16 protein-coding genes and 3 pseudogenes are annotated in these 21,045 nt (G+C 52.6%); 4 read left to right on the forward strand and 15 right to left on the reverse strand.

The window, feature by feature from the left end:
* Positions 1–47 precede the first annotated feature (47 nt).
* Both AACW30_RS12805 and AACW30_RS12810 read left to right on the forward strand, forming a co-directional pair.
* A complete protein-coding gene (locus AACW30_RS12805; RefSeq protein WP_442793471.1) occupies positions 48–1,658 on the forward strand; it encodes a methyl-accepting chemotaxis protein in 1,611 nt (536 codons plus the stop codon).
* 64 nt (positions 1,659–1,722) lie between these two features.
* A pseudogene (locus tag AACW30_RS12810) lies at positions 1,723–2,626 on the forward strand (DMT family transporter).
* Between the two features lie 67 nt (positions 2,627–2,693).
* Here the strand turns inward: AACW30_RS12810 and AACW30_RS12815 are convergent.
* The 8 genes and pseudogenes from AACW30_RS12815 to AACW30_RS12850 form a co-directional block, all read right to left on the reverse strand.
* A complete protein-coding gene (locus AACW30_RS12815) occupies positions 2,694–3,644 on the reverse strand; it encodes a WxcM-like domain-containing protein (protein ID WP_200622671.1) in 951 nt (316 codons plus the stop codon).
* A 40-nt stretch (positions 3,645–3,684) separates the two neighbouring features.
* The gene (gene rfbA, locus AACW30_RS12820; RefSeq protein WP_200622682.1) at positions 3,685–4,569 is read right to left on the reverse strand and encodes a glucose-1-phosphate thymidylyltransferase RfbA; all 885 of its coding nucleotides are present in this window, start codon (positions 4,567–4,569) and stop codon (positions 3,685–3,687) included.
* A 2-nt stretch (positions 4,570–4,571) separates the two neighbouring features.
* Entirely contained in the window at positions 4,572–5,468 is an 897-nt protein-coding gene (gene rfbD, locus AACW30_RS12825) for a dTDP-4-dehydrorhamnose reductase (RefSeq protein ID WP_200622686.1), read from the reverse strand.
* A gap of 122 nt (positions 5,469–5,590) precedes the next feature.
* Positions 5,591–6,262, reverse strand: a pseudogene (locus AACW30_RS12830) (ABC transporter permease); the annotation flags it as partial.
* Positions 6,262–6,807: a dTDP-4-dehydrorhamnose 3,5-epimerase gene (rfbC, locus tag AACW30_RS12835; protein WP_119742193.1), complete on the reverse strand. Its 546-nt coding sequence runs from the start codon at positions 6,805–6,807 to the stop codon at positions 6,262–6,264. The pseudogene AACW30_RS12830 and the gene rfbC, both read right to left, overlap by 1 nt.
* Positions 6,807–7,691, reverse strand: coding sequence for a glucose-1-phosphate thymidylyltransferase RfbA (gene rfbA, locus AACW30_RS12840; protein ID WP_200622694.1), 885 nt, complete (start codon positions 7,689–7,691; stop codon positions 6,807–6,809). The genes rfbC and rfbA (AACW30_RS12840) overlap by 1 nt, the downstream gene beginning before the upstream one ends.
* Positions 7,692–7,693: 2 nt before the next feature.
* Positions 7,694–8,593, reverse strand: coding sequence for a dTDP-4-dehydrorhamnose reductase (gene rfbD / locus AACW30_RS12845; protein WP_200622697.1), 900 nt, complete (start codon positions 8,591–8,593; stop codon positions 7,694–7,696).
* Between the two features lie 570 nt (positions 8,594–9,163).
* A complete protein-coding gene (locus tag AACW30_RS12850; RefSeq protein ID WP_200622699.1) occupies positions 9,164–10,024 on the reverse strand; it encodes a DMT family transporter in 861 nt (286 codons plus the stop codon).
* A 421-nt stretch (positions 10,025–10,445) separates the two neighbouring features.
* Here AACW30_RS12850 and AACW30_RS12855 point away from each other — a divergent pair, with 421 nt between their 5' ends.
* Positions 10,446–11,234, forward strand: coding sequence for a CPBP family intramembrane glutamic endopeptidase (locus AACW30_RS12855; RefSeq protein WP_200622701.1), 789 nt, complete (start codon positions 10,446–10,448; stop codon positions 11,232–11,234).
* Positions 11,210–12,318: pseudogene (locus tag AACW30_RS12860) on the forward strand (IS256 family transposase). Before AACW30_RS12855 ends, AACW30_RS12860 begins: the two are co-directional and overlap by 25 nt.
* 258 nt (positions 12,319–12,576) lie before the next feature.
* Here the strand turns inward: AACW30_RS12860 and AACW30_RS12865 are convergent.
* The 7 genes from AACW30_RS12865 to AACW30_RS12895 form a co-directional block, all read right to left on the reverse strand.
* A complete protein-coding gene (locus AACW30_RS12865) occupies positions 12,577–13,320 on the reverse strand; it encodes a hypothetical protein (protein WP_200622702.1) in 744 nt (247 codons plus the stop codon).
* Between the two features lie 470 nt (positions 13,321–13,790).
* The gene (locus AACW30_RS12870; RefSeq protein WP_234452452.1) at positions 13,791–15,869 is read right to left on the reverse strand and encodes an ArnT family glycosyltransferase; all 2,079 of its coding nucleotides are present in this window, start codon (positions 15,867–15,869) and stop codon (positions 13,791–13,793) included.
* A 26-nt stretch (positions 15,870–15,895) separates the two neighbouring features.
* The gene (locus tag AACW30_RS12875; protein ID WP_200622703.1) at positions 15,896–16,234 is read right to left on the reverse strand and encodes an EamA family transporter; all 339 of its coding nucleotides are present in this window, start codon (positions 16,232–16,234) and stop codon (positions 15,896–15,898) included.
* Positions 16,234–17,277 carry a glycosyltransferase family 2 protein gene (locus AACW30_RS12880; protein WP_200622704.1) on the reverse strand — a complete coding sequence of 348 codons (1,044 nt, stop codon included), beginning with the start codon at positions 17,275–17,277 and terminating at the stop codon, positions 16,234–16,236. Before AACW30_RS12880 ends, AACW30_RS12875 begins: the two co-directional genes overlap by 1 nt.
* A gap of 312 nt (positions 17,278–17,589) precedes the next feature.
* The gene (locus tag AACW30_RS12885; protein ID WP_200622705.1) at positions 17,590–18,708 is read right to left on the reverse strand and encodes a glycosyltransferase; all 1,119 of its coding nucleotides are present in this window, start codon (positions 18,706–18,708) and stop codon (positions 17,590–17,592) included.
* A gap of 145 nt (positions 18,709–18,853) precedes the next feature.
* Entirely contained in the window at positions 18,854–20,047 is a 1,194-nt protein-coding gene (locus AACW30_RS12890) for a glycosyltransferase family 4 protein (protein WP_234452459.1), read from the reverse strand.
* A gap of 8 nt (positions 20,048–20,055) precedes the next feature.
* Positions 20,056–21,009: a GDP-mannose 4,6-dehydratase gene (locus AACW30_RS12895; RefSeq protein ID WP_200622708.1), complete on the reverse strand. Its 954-nt coding sequence runs from the start codon at positions 21,007–21,009 to the stop codon at positions 20,056–20,058.
* Between the last annotated feature and the right edge of the window lie 36 nt (positions 21,010–21,045).

A 21,045-nucleotide genomic window follows, 5' to 3' on the forward strand; every position in this document is an offset into this window, starting at 1 on the left:
GAACAGGTTCTAATCGCCTAAGGAGCATTGAGATGTCATTGAGGAACATGAGGATCGGATTGCGCGCCAGTCTGAGTTTTGCGCTGTTGGCCGGTTTGCTGGTGATTGTCGGCCTGTTTGGCCTAGGCCAGATGGCTAAGCTGCGAGAAAGCGCGCTGGTCATCGAAGAGTCATGGATGCCGAGCATCGAGAATATCCACGACAGCGCGGCCTATGTGGCCAGTATCCGCTTGGAGGCCTTGCGCCTGGCGACCACCGACGAATCGCGGATTCGCGACAACAGCAAAAGCCTGATCACCCGCCAGAGCACTGAGCTGCAAACGCTGCTGACCCATCACGAAACCCTGACCAGCGGCGACGAAGAAGCCGCTCTGCTGAAAAAACTCAAAGCCGATGTGGGCACCTATCTCGGCATCGTCGGGCAGATGGTGGCCCTGGTGGACAAGGATCAACAGCAAGATGCCATCGACCTGCTGACCAGCCGCCTGGCACCCCAAGGTACGGTCCTCAACAAGAGCCTGGAGGACATGATCACCTTCAATCAGAAAGGCGTCGAAGACGCGGCCAATGCTGCCGCGCAGATGTATGCCAGCGCTCAGTGGGTGGTCGGCCTGATCATCGTGTGCGCGTTGATCGCCACTTTATTGCTCGCCTGGCTGCTGACCCGCAGTATCACCGCCCCCCTCGGCCAGGCCCTGGCCGTGGCACGCACCATCGCCGGCGGCGATTTGAGCCAGCCTGTGGTGGTGAAAGGCACCGACGAACCGGCGCAATTGCTGACGGCCCTGGCCACCATGCAGGACCAGCTGCGAACCACGATCCATGGCATCAGCGAATCGGCGCAGCAACTGGCCTCCGCCGCCGAGGAAATGAGCTCGGTGATGGAACAGAGCACCCGTGGCCTGCAGGCGCAAAACGATGAAATTGAACAGGCGGCGACCGCCGTCAACGAGATGAGCGCGGCCGTGGACGAAGTGGCGGGCAACGCGGTGTCCAGCGCCGAAGCGTCCAAGGCCTCCGATGAAGACAGCAAGCACGGCCACTATCAGATCAGCGAAACCATCAGCTCGATCCAGAACCTGGTGGACGAAGTGCTTGGCGCCTCGAGCAAAGCCGAAGGCCTGGCCGTGCAGGCTCAGGACATCAGCAAAGTGCTCGAAGTGATCCGCGGCATCGCCGGGCAAACCAACCTGCTGGCCCTCAATGCCGCCATCGAAGCAGCGCGCGCAGGCGAAGCCGGCCGAGGCTTTGCGGTAGTGGCCGATGAGGTGCGCTCGCTGGCGCAACGCACCCAGGATTCAACCGAAGAAATCGAACAGATGATCACCGGTATCCAGCAAGGTACCCAGGACACCGTCGACGCCCTCAACAGCAGCGCCGAACACGCCGGCCAGACCCTGCAACGCGCCAACAGCGCCGGCAGCGCGCTGGAAAAAATCACCGCGGCCATCTCGCAGATCAGCGAGCGCAACCTGGTGATCGCCAGCGCCGCTGAGCAGCAGGCACTGGTGGCCCGTGACGTCGACCGCAGCCTGGTGAACATTCGCGACCTGTCCACCCAAACCGCCGCGGGCGCGACCCAGACCTCCGCCGCCAGCCAGGAGCTGTCGCGCCTGGCCGTGGACCTCAATGGCATGGTGACGCGGTTTGTCCTGTAATTAGCCATTGTGTCGGCCAGGCCTCTAGGCAACACTCGCCGCCTTATTGAGGTAGGAGTGTTCCGTGAGACCTGTCGACACCCTGTATTTGCTGGGACTGGCTGCCATCTGGGGCGCGAGTTTCCTGTTCATGCGCATCATCGCGCCGGAAATCGGCACCGTGCCGACCGCGTTCTTTCGCGTGTCGATTGCCGCCGCCGGCTTGCTGGTGATACTCGCAGCGATGCGCGTCAACTGGGACTTCCAGGGCAAGTTCAAGACCGTGCTGCTGCTGGGCGTGATCAACTCCGGCATCCCCGCGACCATGTACTCGGTGGCCGCGCAGGTGCTGCCGGCCGGCTACTCGGCGATCTTCAACGCCACCACGCCACTGATGGGCGTGTTGATTGGCGGGTTGTTCTTCAGTGAACGCCTGACGCCGTCGAAAATCGCCGGCGTCAGCCTGGGCCTGCTCGGCGTGGCCGTGCTGACGCGCGCCGGGCCGGTGGCGTTTGACCTGGAATTATTGATGGGCGCGCTGGCCTGCCTGTTAGCCACCACCTGCTACGGCTTCGCCGGGTTCCTCGCACGGCGTTGGCTGGACCAACGCGGCGGCCTGGACAGCCGACTCGCCGCGCTGGGCAGCATGCTCGGCGCCACCCTGTTTTTGCTGCCGTTTTTTGCCTACAGCGCGATCAGCCATCCGCCCGCGAGTTGGGGTGGCTGGCAGGTTTGGTCATCACTGCTAGGTCTGGGCCTTGTGTGCACGGCGTTTGCGTACATCCTGTACTTCCGCTTGCTGTCGTCGATTGGGCCGGTGAAGTCGATGACCGTGACGTTTATGATTCCGCCGTTTGGGGTGTTGTGGGGGGCGTTGCTGCTGGATGAGCCGTTGTCGATGGCGCATGTGTATGGCGGGGTGTTGATTGGGGGGGGCGTTGTGGTTGGTGTTGCGGGTGGGGACATTATTGTCGGGGAAACGCCGCTGATTGCGTTGGCAACCTCAGCGGCGTGACTCACGGGCAGTAATGGATGGACCGCAGGCAGTTACGGCCATCAAGCGCCGGTGATGAGCATTTTGAATTCGTCGTAATTGCGAATGTAATCGGCAGCATCATAGCGGTGTGAAGCGAACACCATCAGTACCGCGTCCTGGGAATAGCGGTACTGAATCCCCCAGGTCATCGGCGGTAAATACAAGCCCCTGTTCGGCCGATCCAGCACGAATTCCTCGCGGTTCTTGCCATCATCGGCAACCACGTGCACCGAACCTTTCACCGCCACCAGGAACTGATGGCAGACCCGGTGCGCATGTTCGCCGCGTGTTTCTGCCGTCGGCACGTCATATACCAGAAAGTAACGCTCTGACTTGAACGGCACTGTTCGCTCGAACTCGCCCACAGACAGACTGCCGCGAATGTCGGCGACCTCCGTCATGGTGTGCAACGTGACGCCGTTGACAGAAGTGGCGACCGCCCCAGGCGTGCTGGCGACCTTTTCAGCCCCATCCTGGCTTGCATCGACCGGCTTAGTATCAACATAGCCAATGATTTTGGCGGGGTTGCCGACAACGATTGCGTTGGGCGGAATAGACCGTGTGACGACGGCCCCGGCACCAATCATGGCATTGGTGCCAATCGTCAGGCCTGGAAGGATGGTGCAGTTGGCACCCAGCGACGCGCCTTTTCGAACGATCGTGCGGGCAAAGGTCTGCGGATAGACCTTGCTGCGCGGAAAAAGGTCATTGGTAAAGGTTGCATTCGGCCCAATAAAAACGTCGTCTTCAAGGGTGATGCCATCCCACACTTGCACGCCGCACTTGAGTGTTACGCGGTCACCGATGATCACATCGTTTTCGATGAAAACGTTGTCGCACACGTTGCATTCACTGCCCAACGTGGCCCCCGGCAGGATATGCGCGAAGGCCCAGACACGCGTGTCTTTACCGATATTTTCGGATTCGCACAGCGCATGGCTGTGGACGAAAAAGTGTTTGGTACTGCTCATTGTTGTCTCCAGGTCGGTTTGATTATTGACGACAGGCCCATCAAAAAATCTTCTCGAGCAACACACGCTTGAGGTATTGGCCGTAACCGTTCTTGAGCAGCGGTGCGGCCAGGCGCTCCAGTTGCTCTGCATTGATCCAGTTCTGACGGAAGGCGATCTCTTCAGGGCAAGCCACTTTAAGGCCCTGACGGTGCTCCAGCGTGGCAATGAAGCTGCTGGCTTCGAGCAGCGACTCATGAGTACCCGTGTCCAGCCATGCATAGCCACGGCCCATGATTTCGACCGACAGCTTGCCGCGCTCCATGTAGATGCGGTTGAGGTCGGTGATTTCCAGCTCGCCACGTGGCGACGGCTTGATGCTCTTGGCGATTTCAACCACGTCCTGGTCGTAGAAATACAGACCGGTGACGGCGTAGTTCGACTTGGGGTTCAGTGGCTTTTCTTCCAGGCTGATTGCTTTGCCCTGGGCATCAAACTCAACCACGCCATAACGCTCGGGATCGTTGACGTGATAAGCGAACACACTGGCGCCGTCCTGACGCTGCATGGCGCTTTTGAGCAGCTCGTTGAAATCGTGGCCGTGATAGATGTTGTCGCCCAGCACCAGCGCCGACGGATCGTTGCCGATAAAGTCCTCGCCGATGATGAAAGCTTGGGCCAGACCATCCGGGGATGCCTGTACGGCGTAGGAAAGATTCAAGCCCCAGTTGCTGCCATCACCCAGCAGCTGTTCGAAGCGCGGGGTGTCCTGTGGCGTGGAAATGATCAGGATGTCGCGAATACCCGCCAGCATCAGCGTGGTCAGCGGGTAGTAGATCATCGGCTTGTCGTAAACCGGCAGCAATTGCTTGGAGATTGCCAAGGTTGCAGGGTGCAGGCGTGTGCCTGAACCACCGGCCAAAATGATTCCTTTACGGTTAAGCATGTTCATTTCTCTAGAATTTCTTTAAGCATCCGTGCCACGCCGTCCTGCCATTCAGGCAGGCGCAGTGAGAAGGCATTTTGCAGTTTTTGAGTGTTGAGTCGGGAGTTACCCGGGCGTTTGGCCGGCGTCGGGTAGGCCGCGGTGGTGATCACGCCCACGTTGGCCGGTTCGACCTTGAGCTGCACGCCAGCCGCTTGCGCCTGTTCGAGCACGAAGCGGGCATAGCGGTGCCAGGTGGTCTCGCCTGCGGCGGCGAGGTGATACACCCCGCTCAAAGGCGGGTTCGAGCCCAGAGTGCGGATCGCGTGCGCGGTGACGTCGGCCAGCAGGTCCGCCCCGGTGGGCGTACCGAACTGGTCGTCAATCACGTTGAGGCTGTCGCGCTCAATGGCCAGGCGCAGCATGGTCTTGGCGAAGTTGTTACCGCGTGCTGCGTAGACCCAACTGGTACGCAAGATCAGGTGCGCACAGCCGCTGGCCTGGATGGCCTGCTCGCCCTGCAGCTTGGTCGTACCGTAGACGCTCAGCGGGCCGACCGGGTCGCTTTCCAGCCACGGCGTGTCGCCGGTGCCGGCGAACACGTAGTCGGTGGAATAGTGCACCAGCAAGGCATTCAGCTTCAGCGCCTCGGCGGCCAGTACCGCCGGGGCTTCTGCGTTGATACGCAGGGCTTGGGCGGGCTCGCTTTCGGCTTTATCGACAGCGGTGTAGGCCGCTGCGTTCACGATGACGTCAGGCGCAAACCGTTGCACGGTCGCAGCCAGACCCGGCAGATCGTTGAGGTCGCCGCAGTAGTCCGGGCTTTTTGAGTCGAGCGCAAGCACTTGGCCCAAGGGCGCCATACTCCGCTGGAGCTCCCAGCCCACCTGGCCATTTTTACCCAGCAATAGAATCTTCATACCAAACGCTCGGAATAGTGCTTCACAGCCCATTCGCGGCAAGAGCCGGACTGGATATTGATGACGGGTTCATCCGTCCAGACGATTAACGCGCGAGCAACCTACCCCACCGCCCACATAATGGGCACAAGAGGATTCATTTGCATAATTACTTGGTAGTCTTCAGGGAGGGATGATACAGGATAAAATATTGCAGATAGAAACATGAGCATAGTAATCACCACACCGATAACCTGTGATATATCACGCAAATACACGCCTAGGGAAGCAAGCGCCCAGGAAACCCCCATCGAAAAAAAACAATCAATGGAAAAACAACGACGGGGAAATAGAGCACTGTTAAATGAGGAACACCAAAGAATATACAATAAAATATTAGCCATACGAACAGGCTTACCAACCCATGAAACAAGGCAGCCCCGAGTATCACCCAAGGCAAAATCTCCAAAGGAAAAACAACCTTCTTCACATAATTAACATTGGACAACACCAGATCCGGAGCACGACTAGCACACTCAGCAAAATATTAAACACTATGAGACCCGCAAACAGAACAAGAGCGTATTCTGTTTTTGACCCACCACTTCCCGCGCCCCAACGCGCATTGAAAACCACACTAAAAACGAAAGTGTAAACTGCAAGCATTAATATTGGGTTAAAAAATGACCAAAGCAGACCAAAACTTGAACCCCGATATCGCCCTAATATCTCTCGCTTCGTAAGCGTATTAATAAGAGATCGATACGCCAATAACTTGCAACCATTTCTATAGGAGAGTAGGAAAAATTTTGCATCAATCAAAAACCTCAGCCTTAGCCAGTAACGAACCCTGCATATCCTTTGCTGATAGAGCTGGAGGCTCATTTATTGGCCACTTTATAGCTAGAGCCGGATCATTCCACAGAATCGATCGCTCATGCGAAGGTGCGTAGTAGTTCGTTGTTTTATAGAGAAACTCTGCCGTATCCGAGAGCACAACAAAACCATGAGCGAAACCTTCAGGCACCCACAGTTGATTCTTATTTTCCGCAGAAAGATAAGCACCCACCCACTGCCCAAATGTCGCAGAGCTGCGGCGAATATCCACAGCAACATCAAACACCTCGCCTTGTACGACGCGCACCAACTTTCCTTGAGTCTGATGCGTTTGATAGTGCAGACCACGCAATACGCCTTTGACTGAACGAGAGTGATTGTCTTGCACGAATTGTATTGAGCGGCCGATAGCCTCTTCAAAAGAGCGATGGTTGAAGCTCTCAAAAAAGAAGCCACGATCATCACCAAACACTTTCGGCTCAAATAACAATACGTCAGCTATAGCTAATGGTGTGACTTTCATTAGTAAATTCTCTCGTGGAGCAGGCGCTTGAGGTATTGGCCATAACCGTTCTTGAGCAACGGTGCGGCCAGGCGCTCTAGTTGCTCTGCATTGATCCAGTTCTGACGGAAGGCGATCTCTTCAGGGCAAGCCACTTTAAGGCCCTGACGGTGCTCCAGCGTGGCAATGAAGCTGCTGGCTTCGAGCAGCGACTCATGAGTACCCGTGTCCAGCCATGCATAGCCACGACCCATGATTTCGACCGATAGCTTGCCGCGCTCCATGTAGATGCGGTTGAGGTCGGTGATTTCCAGCTCGCCACGTGGCGACGGCTTGATGCTCTTGGCGATTTCAACCACGTCCTGGTCGTAGAAATACAGACCGGTGACGGCGTAGTTCGACTTGGGCTTCAGTGGCTTTTCTTCCAGGCTGATCGCTTTGCCCTGGGCATCGAACTCAACCACGCCATAACGCTCGGGATCGTTGACGTGATAAGCGAACACACTGGCGCCGTCCTCACGCTGCATGGCGCTTTTGAGCAGCTCGTTGAAGTCGTGGCCGTGATAGATGTTGTCGCCCAGCACCAGCGCCGACGGATCGTTGCCGATAAAGTCCTCGCCGATGATGAAAGCTTGGGCCAGACCATCCGGGGATGCCTGTACGGCGTAGGAAAGATTCAAGCCCCAGTTGCTGCCATCACCCAGCAGCTGTTCGAAGCGCGGGGTGTCCTGTGGCGTGGAAATGATCAGGATGTCGCGAATACCCGCCAGCATCAGCGTGGTCAGCGGGTAGTAGATCATCGGCTTGTCGTAAACCGGCAGCAATTGCTTGGAGATTGCCAAGGTTGCAGGGTGCAGGCGTGTGCCTGAACCACCGGCCAAAATGATTCCTTTACGTTTAAGCATGTTCATTTCTCTAGAATTTCTTTAAGCATCCGTGCCACGCCGTCCTGCCATTCAGGCAGGCAAAGGGAGAAGGCGTTCTGCAGTTTTTGAGTATTGAGTCGAGAGTTGCCAGGACGCTTGGCAGGCGTGGGAAAAGCGGCCGTGGTTATCGCGCCGACGGATGCCGAAGCGACTTTGAGCTCCACGCCTGCCGCCTGCGCCTGTTCGAGCACGAAACGGGCATACCGGTGCCAAGTGGTCTCACCGGCTGCCGCAAGATGGTAGATGCCTTGCAATTGAGGGTTCAAACGCGCCGCACGGATGGCATGTGCGGTGACGTCGGCCAGCAAGTCCGCCCCGGTGGGGGCGCCGAATTGGTCGTCGATCACATTCAGGCTGTCACGTTCCGCTGCCAGGCGCAGCATGGTCTTGGCGAAGTTATTACCGCGCGCCGCATACACCCAACTGGTGCGCAAAATAAGGTGCGCGCAGCCGGACGCCTGGATAGCCTGTTCGCCTTGAAGCTTGGTGGTGCCATAGACACTCAGCGGGCCGACTGGGTCGCTTTCCTGCCACGGCGTATCACCCTGGCCGTCAAACACATAGTCCGTGGAGTAATGCACCAGCAAGGCATTCAGCTTTCGGGCTTCTGTTGCCAGCACCGCCGGGGCTTCAGCGTTCACGCGCAGCGCTTGGCCCGGCTCACTCTCGGCCTTGTCGACGGCGGTGTAAGCCGCTGCGTTGACGATTACGTCAGGCGCAAACCGCTGCACGGTAGCCGCCAGCCCTTGCAGATCTTTCAAGTCACCGCAGTAGTCCGGGCTTTTGGAGTGCAACGCCAGGACTTGCCCCAAAGGCGCCAAGCTACGTTGGAGTTCCCAGCCTGCCTGGCCATTTTTGCCAAGCAGCAAGATTCTCCTCATACAGAACGCTCGGAGTAGTGCTTCACTACCCGGCCCAATGCCACGTTTGCACCGATAAAGCCTGCACCGCCGGTTACTAAGATAGTCATTGAGTTAAATCTTTTAAGTAATGTCGCAAGGATGGCCCAGAAGTGTCCATCAACGTCTGCCGATTCACACCGGCCAACCCAAACCCTAGCACTCGTCTGATAAAACCGCCTCGACGATTAACAGGCAAGCAACACGTTGATTGAGCGTGCTTGAAACACGAAGAGGTCGACGAAACGGGGAAAATTAGGCGTTGCACCAACGAAACCGCCACATTGAATACGACGACAGTATAGAGACGGATTTTAAACAAATACGGCCTGCAACCACGACTTTGTCACTAGAGAGAAACCCTCGACAGAAGCCGGCAGCGTTGCTCAGCCCGCCGCCACCTGCAGACGCACCGATTACCCCATATAAAATAACAACTTACAGTCTAAAGGGCGGAATTATTACAGCATTGCCCTACAGGTACAACATGACCCTCTGATGCCCAAGGGGGCGTTTCGGCGTGCGATCTACCGCCCCCTTGATGCTCACCTTCTAGTGTTTACGGAAGACAAACGCCAAGCCGATGATGATCAAAACCATCCCCAGCACACTCAATACCGCGAGCAGATTGCCAAAGATCAGATAGTCCATCACGGCCGTTACCGCCGGCACCAGGTAAAACGGGCTGGTGACATTCACCAGATTGCCTCGCGCAATCAGGCGGTACAGCAACAGCGTCGCCAGCAATGACACCACCAACCCCATCCACAGCACCGGCAGATAAAAGCCGGCGTCGTGTTCAAAGTGGAAGGGCTGGAATGGCACAAATACCGAGCACAGCAACAGTCCGGCCAGGTACTGCACCGGCAGCGTGCCCAAGGGGTTGTCAGTAATGCGCTTCTGCATGATGGAACCAAAGGTCATGCTCGCCAGCGCCAGCAGTCCGAACAGCATCCCTGCCAGAGACATGCCCGACAGCCCAATGCCCTGGTAGACCACCATGATCAACCCCGCCAACCCCAGCGTCAGGCCGAACATGCGGCTTAACGAACGCTGACGCTCCATCAGCACCACCGTCAGGATCGGCTGCACGCCCATGATGGTTGTCATCACGCCGGGCGTCACTTTGAGGTCCATGGCCAGCAGATAGAAAATCTGATAGGCCCCCAACAGCACCAACCCGGTTGCCGCCGCATACAACATCGGCTTGCCGGGGCGGGGCAATTTCAGCTTGAGGATCGGCACCAGGATCACCAACCCTGCCAGGGCGAGGGCAAAACGGATCAACAGAAAGGCAAAGGGCGAAGCATGGGCCAGGCCCAACTTGGAGAAAATCGCCCCGCTGCTCCACAGCAGCACAAACAGGCTCGTCGAGGCCGCCGCGGCCACGGATTGTTTCGAAAGAACAGACATGAATACCACCTGTCATCAGGCAAAAAAGCCAATTCAGCTAAGGCTGAAACTCAGTAGGTTTTTTCAGGCGGGCACAGGGGAACAGCGATTCGCTGATCAGCCCGAAATGCCGACACCCGGCGGTGATACGACTGCGTACGCCGGCGTGCTACTGACAGGTGGGGGGTAGTGACTGATCTGCGCAGGCTGCTTACTCGCGCGCGGCACGACCACAGCGTTGACCGCTGAATCGACTACCGCTATGCGAGGGGAAGCAGGCATGGGCTGATCTTGTGTGAAGGGTTTGAGAGCGCCGACTATAACCAGCCGTCGACATAATTTGCAATCACCCGCGCAGCAGCCTATTCGCGTGGAGGAGTTTTCACTTTGAGACAAAGACACATCGTTATAATGTCGACCAGTTTTTATCCAAGGATTTCACATGCTCGCTCTGCCCTGGCTGTACCTGGCGCTTCTCTCCATTGGCTATGTACTCGCCTTGACCTATGGACAACTCGGCGCGCTGGCGGCGGTGTCAGTCGCCTTGCTGCTGATCGCTGGCTACGTCGTGCGCCAGCAGCGCACACCTTGGGCGCGTTACGTCGGTCATGGGCTGTTCATCGTACTGGCCCTGGGCTTGGCGATGCACTGGCTGCCCGGCTTCTACAATGGGCGAGCAATTGACCCGCAGCGCTTTACACCTGACGCCGTACCGTTCTCGATGTACCTGAACCAGGACAAACCGCTGATTGGCTTCTGGCTGTTGCTGGCCTGTCCATGGATTGTGGCGCGGCGCTCATTGCGCCTGACGATTTGCGTTACGGCACTGGCCTTGAGCCTCACAGCCGTCGCCGCATTGGGCGGCGCGGTATTGTTGGGGATCACCAACTGGGCACCAAAGTGGCCGGAACAGACGTGGATTTGGGTGCTGAATAACCTGCTGCTAGTTACGTTGGTAGAAGAGGCGTTATTTCGGGGCTATATCCAGGGTGGCTTGAGCCGACGCTTCAAGCAACTGCCTTACGGGGAGAACCTGGCCCTGCTATTGGCTTCACTGTTGTTTGGGCTGGTGCATGTCGGCGCCGGGTGGCAGTGGACGTTGTTGGCTGGGATTGCCGGGGTTGGGTATGGTTTGGCGTATAGATTTGGCGGGTTGGGAGCGGCGGTGGTGACGCATTTTGGGGTGAATTTGCTGCATTTTGGGCTATTTGTGTATCCGATGGTTGGTTGAAGGGCAAGCTTTGGGCATTCATTCCCAAAGAGCTGGTCGACCAGTTCGTCAGTGGCCCGATGAGTGCTGAAGCCATTCAGGATGCCTCGATGGCGTTCAAAAAGGCGCTGATTAAGCGAGCCCTTGGTACCGAGCTGGGTCACCACCTTGGCTATCCTGATCCCGAAGCACGAGCGCCGCTTTACGGGCTTCGACGACAAGATCATTGCGATGTATGCCCGAGGCATGACGGTTCGTGAGATCCGTGCATTTTTATCTGAACAGTACGGAACAGACGTCTCTCACGACTTCATCAGTTCAGTTACCGATGCGGTTTTAGACGAAGTCACTGCCTGGCAACAACGACCGCTTGAACCGATGTACCCGGTGATTTTCTTCGATGCGTTGCGAGTCAAAATTCGCGACGAAGCTTGGTTCGCAACAAGGCAATCTATTTGGCGCTGGGTGCCTTGCCAGATGGAACCCGAGACATCTTGAGTATTTGGATTGAAACAACCGAAGGTGCGAAGTTTTGGATGAAGGTTTTCAACGACCTCAAAATCCGAGGTATCGAGGACGTTTTGATCGCAGTAACTGATGGCCTCAAAGGTATGCCTGAAGCGCTGAGCGCGGTATTTCCTGAGGCAACGTTGCAGACCTGCATTGTGCATTTGATCCGCAACAGTCTCGACTATGCGCCTTGGGATAAGCGCCGCGAGCTGGCGAAAGCGTTGAAGCCGACCTCGCTGACGCCGCTGAATAAGCGCTGTTAGCTTTCGAAACCGGCCCTTGGGGCAAGCAATATCCAACGGTTGCAAAGGCCTGGAAGCGTGCCTGGGATCGGTTTATCCCGTTCTTCGTGTTCCCCCCGGCCGTACGTAAAGTGATCTACACGATGAACGCCATCGAGAGTATCAGTGCTCAGTTGCGCAAGATCATCAAGGCCAGAAGCCATTTCCCGACGGATGATGCTGCGACGAAGCTGATTTGGTTGGGATCACGCAATATCACCGCGAACTGGGGCAGTGCAGCCCATGACTGGAAGATCGCGATGAATCAATTTGCGATCCTGCACGGAGATCGATTTATCAGGCCGACCTGGTAAAGCTAAGGCCTGCCTGACGGCAGGCCGTTACCGGCCCGCACGCAAAAAATCTAACACTCTCTGGGCATGCAGAAATCACCTAGTCGTGCAGACTTTTTAATTAACTCCCAATTACGCTAATTAAGAAGACGGGGCTACTACCCCGGCCTTGCTGCTATTACATTTCGGAATAAAAAGTAAACCCCTTAAGACCCCAGCCCAAAGATCATCTATATTGCTCAGAAAAAACTTATAAACGCAGCCAGAAAAAATCGCGTTCTAAAGGACGCCATCTCCACTATTAATTTCTCGAACAGACTTACGAATTGCTAACAATCTACGATCAACAACCAAAACCAAGAGAACGCTAACCAATATAGTTAGCACTGCACCAACCAAAAAGACATTAACCGAACGGACAGCGCTACTTTCACCCGCAATCTTCCACGCCAGAAACCCAAATACATACTGCCCTAAGAACATTGGATAGGCCAAATCGCCGAGCCATCTATCAACCTTCCCTATTTTGCCTTCAAACCGTGACCTATTAATAATTAATACTGCAAAAAATGCAAGTACATCATTAACGTAATAAAAAATAGACCCAATGAACTTAGATTGCGACAGAGAAAAAAACCAATTAATCATAAAAAGCAAAATCACCAAACCCGTGAAAAAGCTAGCATGGCCTACCGAAAGTTTCCACACACGAAAACATTTCATAGCATGGTAAGCGAGAGCACCCAGTGAGAAGGGCAACATCGCCGCGGGAACCGGAAAGTAGGCTAGCATCTGGTTAACAGGTGAATGCAATATATAAAACTGCCAAACGCAAGCCGCCACTATAGAAAAGATAGTAGACCATAAATATCTTGCAGAAAAAAACCATAATAAAAAATAACAAACTATTTCCACCCCAACCGACCACGTTGAGGGAACTAGTCGAAAATGCGGCGTGACACTGTGTAAAAACTCAAAGGATGTAAAGTTTACAGGAACTATATCGTCCGCAAAAAAGCCCAAGGAAATATCAAAATATTACCCATAAAGTCTTGAATTGACGTTGAGACACTCCACGAGCCATGAAAGTCTGCATACCCTTCTAGAGCCAGAGCAAAAAGCATACTAATAAAAGCTATGACAAAATAAGATGGATAAAGCCTAAGAAACCGATTAACAGCGAAAGGAATAAATCTGAATCTATAGGTTTCGTGGAGAACCAGAGTAATCAAAAAACCACTAATCACATAAAAAAGTTAACCGCCAGCAAACCAATATTAGGTATCGACGCAGTTAAGTGAAAAGCAATAACGCTGAACGAAAGTAAAAATCTAATAATACCAAGCATAATAAACCCCACCCAGCAAACAAGACGACCTGACTAAAAACTTAAACCCGATAAAAGACATTCAAAAATATAAAACTCGCAATCCAACTTAGCAAACATAAAAAACGGGAGCAATTTAATTGCTCCCGACTACTCACATACGCAACTACTGTATTTTAGAAATTTCCACTTTCTCGATACCTATGCCTAAAATCCTTGCATCTTCACTCATCCCCAGCTGTTTGGGAGAAGTTGGAAATGGGACGACCACAGACAACACATTAACGCTATTTGGATTTTCGATATTTACCTTATACTCACCACTCGTCGCACTCAATTTAACGGGGTAACTGCGCCCATCAATACTCAGATTAAACACCTTACCGTCATTAGGGCCGAATGCTTTAGCATTTAAAATCAGCTCAAACTTTTCTGGTAAAGGCTTTACAAATTTCATAGTTACAACGGACGCGCTAGACCAGGCGCCCCAGTTTTCCGAATGCGACATACCACTAACATGCGATACTGAATAAGGCAAAAAGCCGCTACTAAAATCAATAATTATTGGATATGCAGATCCCTTTCTTGCCAATGAAAACCCGTTCAGCTGCTTTACTTCAAAGTCGTCTTTCGCAAAATCGACATCACCAACAGCCAATACCCATTTTTTATTAGGAGGCATTTGAGCTGCGGTGTATGACACACCCGGGATATAAGAAGCATCACGTACCGCGTCCACATTATCCAAATGAAATAAAACACGAAATATCGATGATACATCGTCACCAACAACTACTAACTTTGCCAACTCATTACTCGGAACATAGTTTTTCGTGAAAATCCCCGCCTTGTCATAGGTGTCAATCGTCATCCTTGACCTTAGCTCGACATTATTATAAATCGTCGTAACAACTACAGACAAAGGCAGGTATAAAAACATGAAAAAGAGAGCCCCGTCGCGTGCAGACCTAACCCACAACACCACTGAGAACACGGACAAGCCTGCTAACACCATGAAGAGCTTAGCATTTAACGTGTAACCACGAATTTCTGGTCCATCGACATAACTAGGCATGAAAGGAAGCATTTTTGTCGTCGCTGCATAGCATATTGCAGCTATGACGAGGACGGCGGATGCATAACGCCAATACTTTAAGTACTCTTCATGAGTACGACGAATTTGAGATCCAATTGCAACGAATAACAAAGGGAAGAGAAAATCGTAGTAACGCATGTGCAGTCTAAACGCTGTTTCATAAAGAGTAGTGCCTGCAACTGAAGCGGTAAACAATGCTACTACTGCAATCAAATTCAACAACAACATCGCAATACAAAAAGCCAGCTTATCTTCCGGCTTGCTGATCTTGCGTGCGAATGATCTAACAACGCCAAACATTACAACCGCAACCGCAGCACCAAACATTAGTATCGTGGCAAGCATATGGCCAACCACCAAGGGCGGGCTTGCAGAAATAATATCGAGATATCTCTGAAGCGAAGATGCATTTGATTCTAAATTGGACGTATAAAAATTACCGAATAAAGTTAGCCCAGCTTTTCCCGCTATTAGATAACCGATAACGAATTTAGTCAGAAAGACAAAGACCCCAAAAATCGAAGAATCTATAATGCCTTTAACAAACCAATTCTTTACTGAATCATAATAGGAAAAAAATATAATGGAGACACAAAACGCCGGAACCATGAAGAGCGCGTGTGGTTTTATTAAAGAAGCAGCCCCGACCATAGCCCCTAAGATAACAAATCTTCTTAGAAGAGCAGGACTCTCAAAATTTAGAAAATAAGCAATGGCAACCCAAAAAGACAAAAAGAATAATGCCTCTGGCATATAGTACGCCGTGTAACCATTGACTGGCCCCAGCATACTTATGACAACAATCAGCAAAGAAATTCTAAACCCACAAAAACGTCTAGCAACAAGATAAATAAAAGGAGCAGAACATACGAAAAATAGCGTATTTAAAATCCGAGCACATTCAAGGTATCCATCACCACATAGACTGGTTAATCTAAACACTGAGAGATATAGATAATCTGGAATTTCAGCGGAGGCGATCGGCTTTAAGCGCGACATAGTATTATATATGTATTCGTCCGCCATAATACTAGGATAAAGCCCGGCAGATCGCATGACTAGCAAGATTAGAGCAGCAACCATAACTCCGCCAACTAAAAGCGTAGCTGCTGACTGCTCTCTACTTAAAGATCGCATAATTTTCCCCATACAATTAAACCATTTTTTTTATGAAACTATGACCTTATCGCCAACACTATCCCCACGATAATAAATAGCACACCTATAAAATATTGCGTCTGAAAACGTTCCCCTAAAATAAAATAGCTGCCAATAGGCACTAAAATAAATGCCATCGCCATGAGGGGATAGGCTTTACCTAACTCAATTTTCTGAAGAACCCACACCCAAGCCAGCGTGGTAAAACCATAAAGAGCAAATGCAGAGCCTAATATAAGTATAGTTTTCAGGTCAAACAACGTGCCCGCTCGCTGCATAGCACTAGCGCTTAATTTAAACATTATTTGTCCAGCGGCGATGCCAAACACGCACAAGACAGCGATTGCATAAACCATCAGCGATTACCTGCTTTGGGTTTGGATTTCAGTTTTGACAAGTGAAAAGCCCTCCTGGGCACAGAGGCGATATCTTGACCTAAAAATGCCAAAATAAACTGGATGCCCAAAATGATTGGCAGGGCTGATAGCATAACAGTGCCGGCCGGTGTAGGAAGGCCAGTGTACATCGAGTTTATCCAGTGAGAGGTACCGAATATGACACCGCTTACCAGCATCAGCAGACCTACGGGCAGTTCGATTGACGCTAACGACATGTCACGGAGGTAGTAGTTATAAAAAATGCGCTTGCCAAAATTTCGCACATGCTTGACAAAGAACTCCCCCACAACTTTAGATATCTTCAAATTACTTACTTCATCACCGTACTTGGCATCCATTGGTATATCTACGACTACCGCGCGAAGCGTGTTCAACCTGAACAAAATATCCGTCTCGAAAAAGTAGCGTCGACTAATCTTGTTAAAGGGCAAGTGCTTGGCGACATCACGATGTATCGCAGTGTAACCATTTGTTGGATCAAACAGATCCCAATAACCGGAAGAAAATTTTGTCATGAACGAAAGTACAGCATTACCAAATAGGCGAATCTTCGGCATCGCTCGGATTTCTTCGAGGTCGTAGAAGCGGTTGCCCTTTGTGTAATCTGCCTCACCATCGAGAATTGGATTCACAAAGTTCAACAGCAACCCTGGGTCCATTTGGTCATCGCCATCAATTTTGACAATGATGTCCATTCCGTCGTCCACAGCAGCCTTATAACCATTCATCACCGCGCCGCCAACACCCTGATTCTCAGGATTGCGCAGAACCACAACTCGCCCATCAGTACAGTGTTGTTCCACGTAGGCCCCTGAACCTTCCGGACAGCAGTCATCAACAACATAAATGCGTTCGACTTCAGGACCAATTGCTGCGATCACATTCAAAATGTGGGCGATTACCTTATAGCAAGGGATCACCACAGCGATCTTATTACGCTGATCCGCTTCAACTGCGCCGATGAAGCTTTGCTCAAACTGGTCTTGGTGGGCGGTGGTCATATTTCAGTTTCCCTGCTGGTCTCAGTCTACTAATGGATCAAATTTACAAAAAATAAAATGCCAAGTGACAGAGGTAAACGCGCTCAAGGGCGGTCGACTCTGAAATGCATTGGCTGGGCAGCCCATATCCGTAGGACCGAGCGGTGTAAACCTGTCACAAAATTATAACGGATTGAATCATGAGAGGGTGACGGCATGCTGAATAATCCCCCCCATGGCCCTGAATAACCCGCTGATTTACCCGGTCTTTCACTGGATTTCACTCCCTTGGCAACAACCGAGGCCCGCTAAATACGCTTAACACGCGTCTCTTTAGTTATTTGCTGGGGAGCTTAAAAGCTCAGCATATTTTTTCATGTATTCTTCCCCCATCTTACGAGAAGTAAAAACTTCCAAATAGCGCTCCCTTGCAGCTAGTCCAAAACGCTCAGCGAGCACTGGCGACTCCCATAGCTGCGTCATCGCTGCCCGCATTGCAAGTGCGTCCTTGGGTGGCACCACAAGGCCGGAAATCTGGTGCTGATTGATGTAGCTGGTCCCCGTGCCTATTTCGCTGCATACCATGGGTTTACCAAACATGGATGCCTCTAAGAGGCTTATACCAAACGCCTCCGAGCGAAGGTGTGATGGAAAAACCACCGCGTAGCAGGCGGCCAATAAATTGACTTTTTCCTGCTCACTCACCTGCCCAATGAAGTGCACATGATGCAGCTTCCTCTCGGCTGCCACCCTCATCAATTCCTGCTCCAACGGCCCGGCGCCTACTATCAAGAGAGGCCAGTCTCTGCCCTCAACTGCCTGAAGCAAAAACTCTAATCCTTTGTAATAACGCAACACTCCGACAAATAAGAAGAAACGGCCACGTTGCAACTTTAATTCAGCCACTTTTTCTGGCTGAACCGGTAGATACATAGACTCTTCCAGGCCGATCGGGATTGCGCTGGTCTTATTCGGATATTTCGCTAAAATCGGCGAACTTTTCAGGTAGTTTGGGCTCGTGGCTACAATAGCATCAACACTATTTAGAAATGCATTTTGCAAGGGCGTATAAAAGCATTTTAGTACTTTCTGGCGAACAATATCAGAGTGATAAGTTACGATCGTTGGTTTCTTCAGGCGCGTGGCAAAATGCACGACGTCCATAAACGGCCACGGAAAGTGGTAATGGATAATATCCGCTGACTTGCCGAGCTCAGCAAAAACCTTGAAAGAAGACAGCGAGACACCCGTAGATGCCAGATTAAAGTCTTCCTTGGCATGAACCAGTCGATAAGCCGGTCCTTCCTCCGACGACGCCCCTTCCGGTGCTAAAGAAAGCACAACGTTTTCACACCCTTGCTGACTTGTTGCATGGGTTAGATGGCGAATAAACATTTCCACGCCCCCATGTTGGTGGGCGGCAAAGGTTTTGTAAAAATGTAGTATCTTCAAACAGCACCTATATCGGCTTGAGGAACATCTTGCATAGATGTCAGCTCATTCGCCTTTCGTTTCGTAGACGTCGTAAAATATTCAAACGGACGTGGTTTTCAAATAGCATTGCGCTGGTATCTGCATCCGCAGCGGAGCTCTTTTACTATAATGAATTCAATGGGTAAGCAGAGCCCTTCGCCTTCACGTAGGCCTTTAGGGTTTCCTGCGCGCAACGCGACCAGGAAAATTCACTCGCGCGGATCTTGCCGTCGTAGGCCATGCGGGTACGCAACGCCGGATCCTCTATAAGTTCAGAGATGGCCGTCGCCAGTACCGCAGCATCTTCGACGTCGAATAACCTGCAGGCGCCATTGGAAAATTCGGCCATTGAAGTTCCTGCCCCACAAATAACGGGTACACCGCTGGACATGGCTTCTAGTACGGGCAAGCCGAATCCTTCATAAATGGATGGATAGATGAAGGTAGCAGCACCCGCATAGATAAATGGCAAGTCGTGTGAACTAACATATTGAAGAAAGCGAACTTCGCCTTTCGCTTGCATCGCCAAGATGCGATTGATCAAATCCGCATTCCGCCAGCCTGGTGCGCCGGCAATGACCAAAGGCCAATGGCGACGAAGTACCTCGGGCAGGCGATCCCATGCATCCAGCAATACGGAAAGCCCCTTACGCGGTTCAATTGTTCCCACAAACGCCAAATAGCGACCATGTACCAAGTCATACTTGGCCAACACCGATCTGGTCGCCTCTTCATTACGTGCTATAAAGCGGGAATCGGCGCCAAGATAGATAGCTGTCACCCGATCAGGCGCTACGCTGAATTGCTCAATCAACTGCGCGCGCACAACTTCTGAGTCAGTAATAACGAAATCCGCACGGTCGAGCGTGCGCGGGAGCTGGCGATTCAACCAGGCCACTCGCTCCGCTGGGTGGAATTCAGGATGACTGACGAATGAGAGGTCATGAATGGTGGTTACGCTAGGGCCGTCATGAGGTTTGAGAATGAAATTGGGCTCGTGATAGACAAAGTCTCGACGCGTACGGCTACCCTGCTTGAACCGCGATTCAGACCACGCCGCCTTGAGGCGATAAGCCAAAGGTAACGAGCGTAGAGAACTGCGTAGTTTGCTCTTCCATCCGCCATTGGGGCTGACGACGGGGGCAGGCTGCGTGAAGCAGTCGTGCCCCTTCAAGACCTCTGAAGCGGGAGAGAATCTATCACCGTTAAAACAATCCACGGCCTCGATAACCTCGAGCGTGTTAAATTCTCTCAGCAAGTTGAGCGTGTAATTGCCAATACCGGTCAAGGGAGGCCGCAACGACTCCGTGCCCATCATCACTTTCACTATTCAGCCACCACACGCAAACGCCAGTCAGCCAGCAACGAAGCCAGGGTGTCTTTCAGCGGGGTAGCTGGTTGCCAGCCGAGCACGTTGCGGATGCGGTCACAGTTACCCACCGCAAACGGAATATCAGACGGCCGCAAGCGCTGTGGGTCGAGCTCCACGGAAATACTGGCGGCGCTCTGACTGATCATCTCATCAAGAATATCGCGAATTTTGCGCGCCTGCCCCGATGCGATATTGAACAGCCGTGGATGATCACGACCATCGCTCAATTCCAGCAACTGCAAGTAAGCGGCACACACATCACGCACATCGAGAAAATCACGGCAAGCTTCAAGGTTGCCGACTTGCATGATAGGGGCCTGTTTGCCACTTTCGATCAGCGCAATCTGGCGAGCAAACGAAGCGGTCACAAAGTCGGGCGACTGGCCGCTGCCGATGTGATTGAAGGGCCTCGCAATGACACCTCGAACGCCCTGCTTGAAGTATTGCTCAAATGCCAACTCCGCAGCCAGTTTGCTGGCGGCGTAAGGGTTCATCGGCAAGCACGGGCTACTTTCGTCCAGCGCTACGCCGGCCTTAAAGACCTCTCCGTACACTTCCGAAGAACTGGCAAACACGACGAATGCATCCGGTGCCTTCTGCTTAATGGCTTCGAGCAGATTCAGGCTACCAATCACATTGGTATTCCAGGTCAGCAGAGGGTCGCGAAAACTGGTCGGCACATGGGAAATGGCGGCCAGGTGGATAATATGGGTTGGGCTTAACCGCTCCAGCGTCGCTGCACAAGCGCTTGGATCTCGGATATCCAATACAACCTGTTCGACACCTGCACGGGGTGACACGCTAGGCGTAGTACAAGCACAGCTTACTCGGTAGCCTGCAGCCAATAGTTGGTCGAGCAGTACTTTACCGACAAAGCCATTAGCTCCGGTCAACAGAACATGTTTCACCGCAATTCACCTTTGGCCTGAATAACATGAGTAGGA

The sequence above is a fragment of the Pseudomonas sp. MF6747 genome, from assembly GCF_963890955.1.
Taxonomy (GTDB): Bacteria; Pseudomonadota; Gammaproteobacteria; order Pseudomonadales; family Pseudomonadaceae; genus Aquipseudomonas.

What these genes read in the sequence shown, in the direction of transcription:
- AACW30_RS12805 (WP_442793471.1), top strand. Translation starts at nt 48, where the DNA reads ATGAGGATCGGATTGCGCGCCAGTCTGAGTTTTGCGCTGTTGGCCGGT.
- AACW30_RS12815 (WP_200622671.1), bottom strand. Translation starts at nt 3,644, where the DNA reads ATGAGCAGTACCAAACACTTTTTCGTCCACAGCCATGCGCTGTGCGAA.
- rfbA (WP_200622682.1), bottom strand. Translation starts at nt 4,569, where the DNA reads ATGCTTAACCGTAAAGGAATCATTTTGGCCGGTGGTTCAGGCACACGC.
- rfbD (WP_200622686.1), bottom strand. Translation starts at nt 5,468, where the DNA reads ATGAAGATTCTATTGCTGGGTAAAAATGGCCAGGTGGGCTGGGAGCTC.
- rfbC (WP_119742193.1), bottom strand. Translation starts at nt 6,807, where the DNA reads ATGAAAGTCACACCATTAGCTATAGCTGACGTATTGTTATTTGAGCCG.
- rfbA (WP_200622694.1), bottom strand. Translation starts at nt 7,691, where the DNA reads ATGCTTAAACGTAAAGGAATCATTTTGGCCGGTGGTTCAGGCACACGC.
- rfbD (WP_200622697.1), bottom strand. Translation starts at nt 8,593, where the DNA reads ATGAGGAGAATCTTGCTGCTTGGCAAAAATGGCCAGGCAGGCTGGGAA.
- AACW30_RS12850 (WP_200622699.1), bottom strand. Translation starts at nt 10,024, where the DNA reads ATGTCTGTTCTTTCGAAACAATCCGTGGCCGCGGCGGCCTCGACGAGC.
- AACW30_RS12855 (WP_200622701.1), top strand. Translation starts at nt 10,446, where the DNA reads ATGCTCGCTCTGCCCTGGCTGTACCTGGCGCTTCTCTCCATTGGCTAT.
- AACW30_RS12870 (WP_234452452.1), bottom strand. Translation starts at nt 15,869, where the DNA reads ATGGGGAAAATTATGCGATCTTTAAGTAGAGAGCAGTCAGCAGCTACG.
- AACW30_RS12875 (WP_200622703.1), bottom strand. Translation starts at nt 16,234, where the DNA reads ATGGTTTATGCAATCGCTGTCTTGTGCGTGTTTGGCATCGCCGCTGGA.
- AACW30_RS12880 (WP_200622704.1), bottom strand. Translation starts at nt 17,277, where the DNA reads ATGACCACCGCCCACCAAGACCAGTTTGAGCAAAGCTTCATCGGCGCA.
- AACW30_RS12890 (WP_234452459.1), bottom strand. Translation starts at nt 20,047, where the DNA reads ATGATGGGCACGGAGTCGTTGCGGCCTCCCTTGACCGGTATTGGCAAT.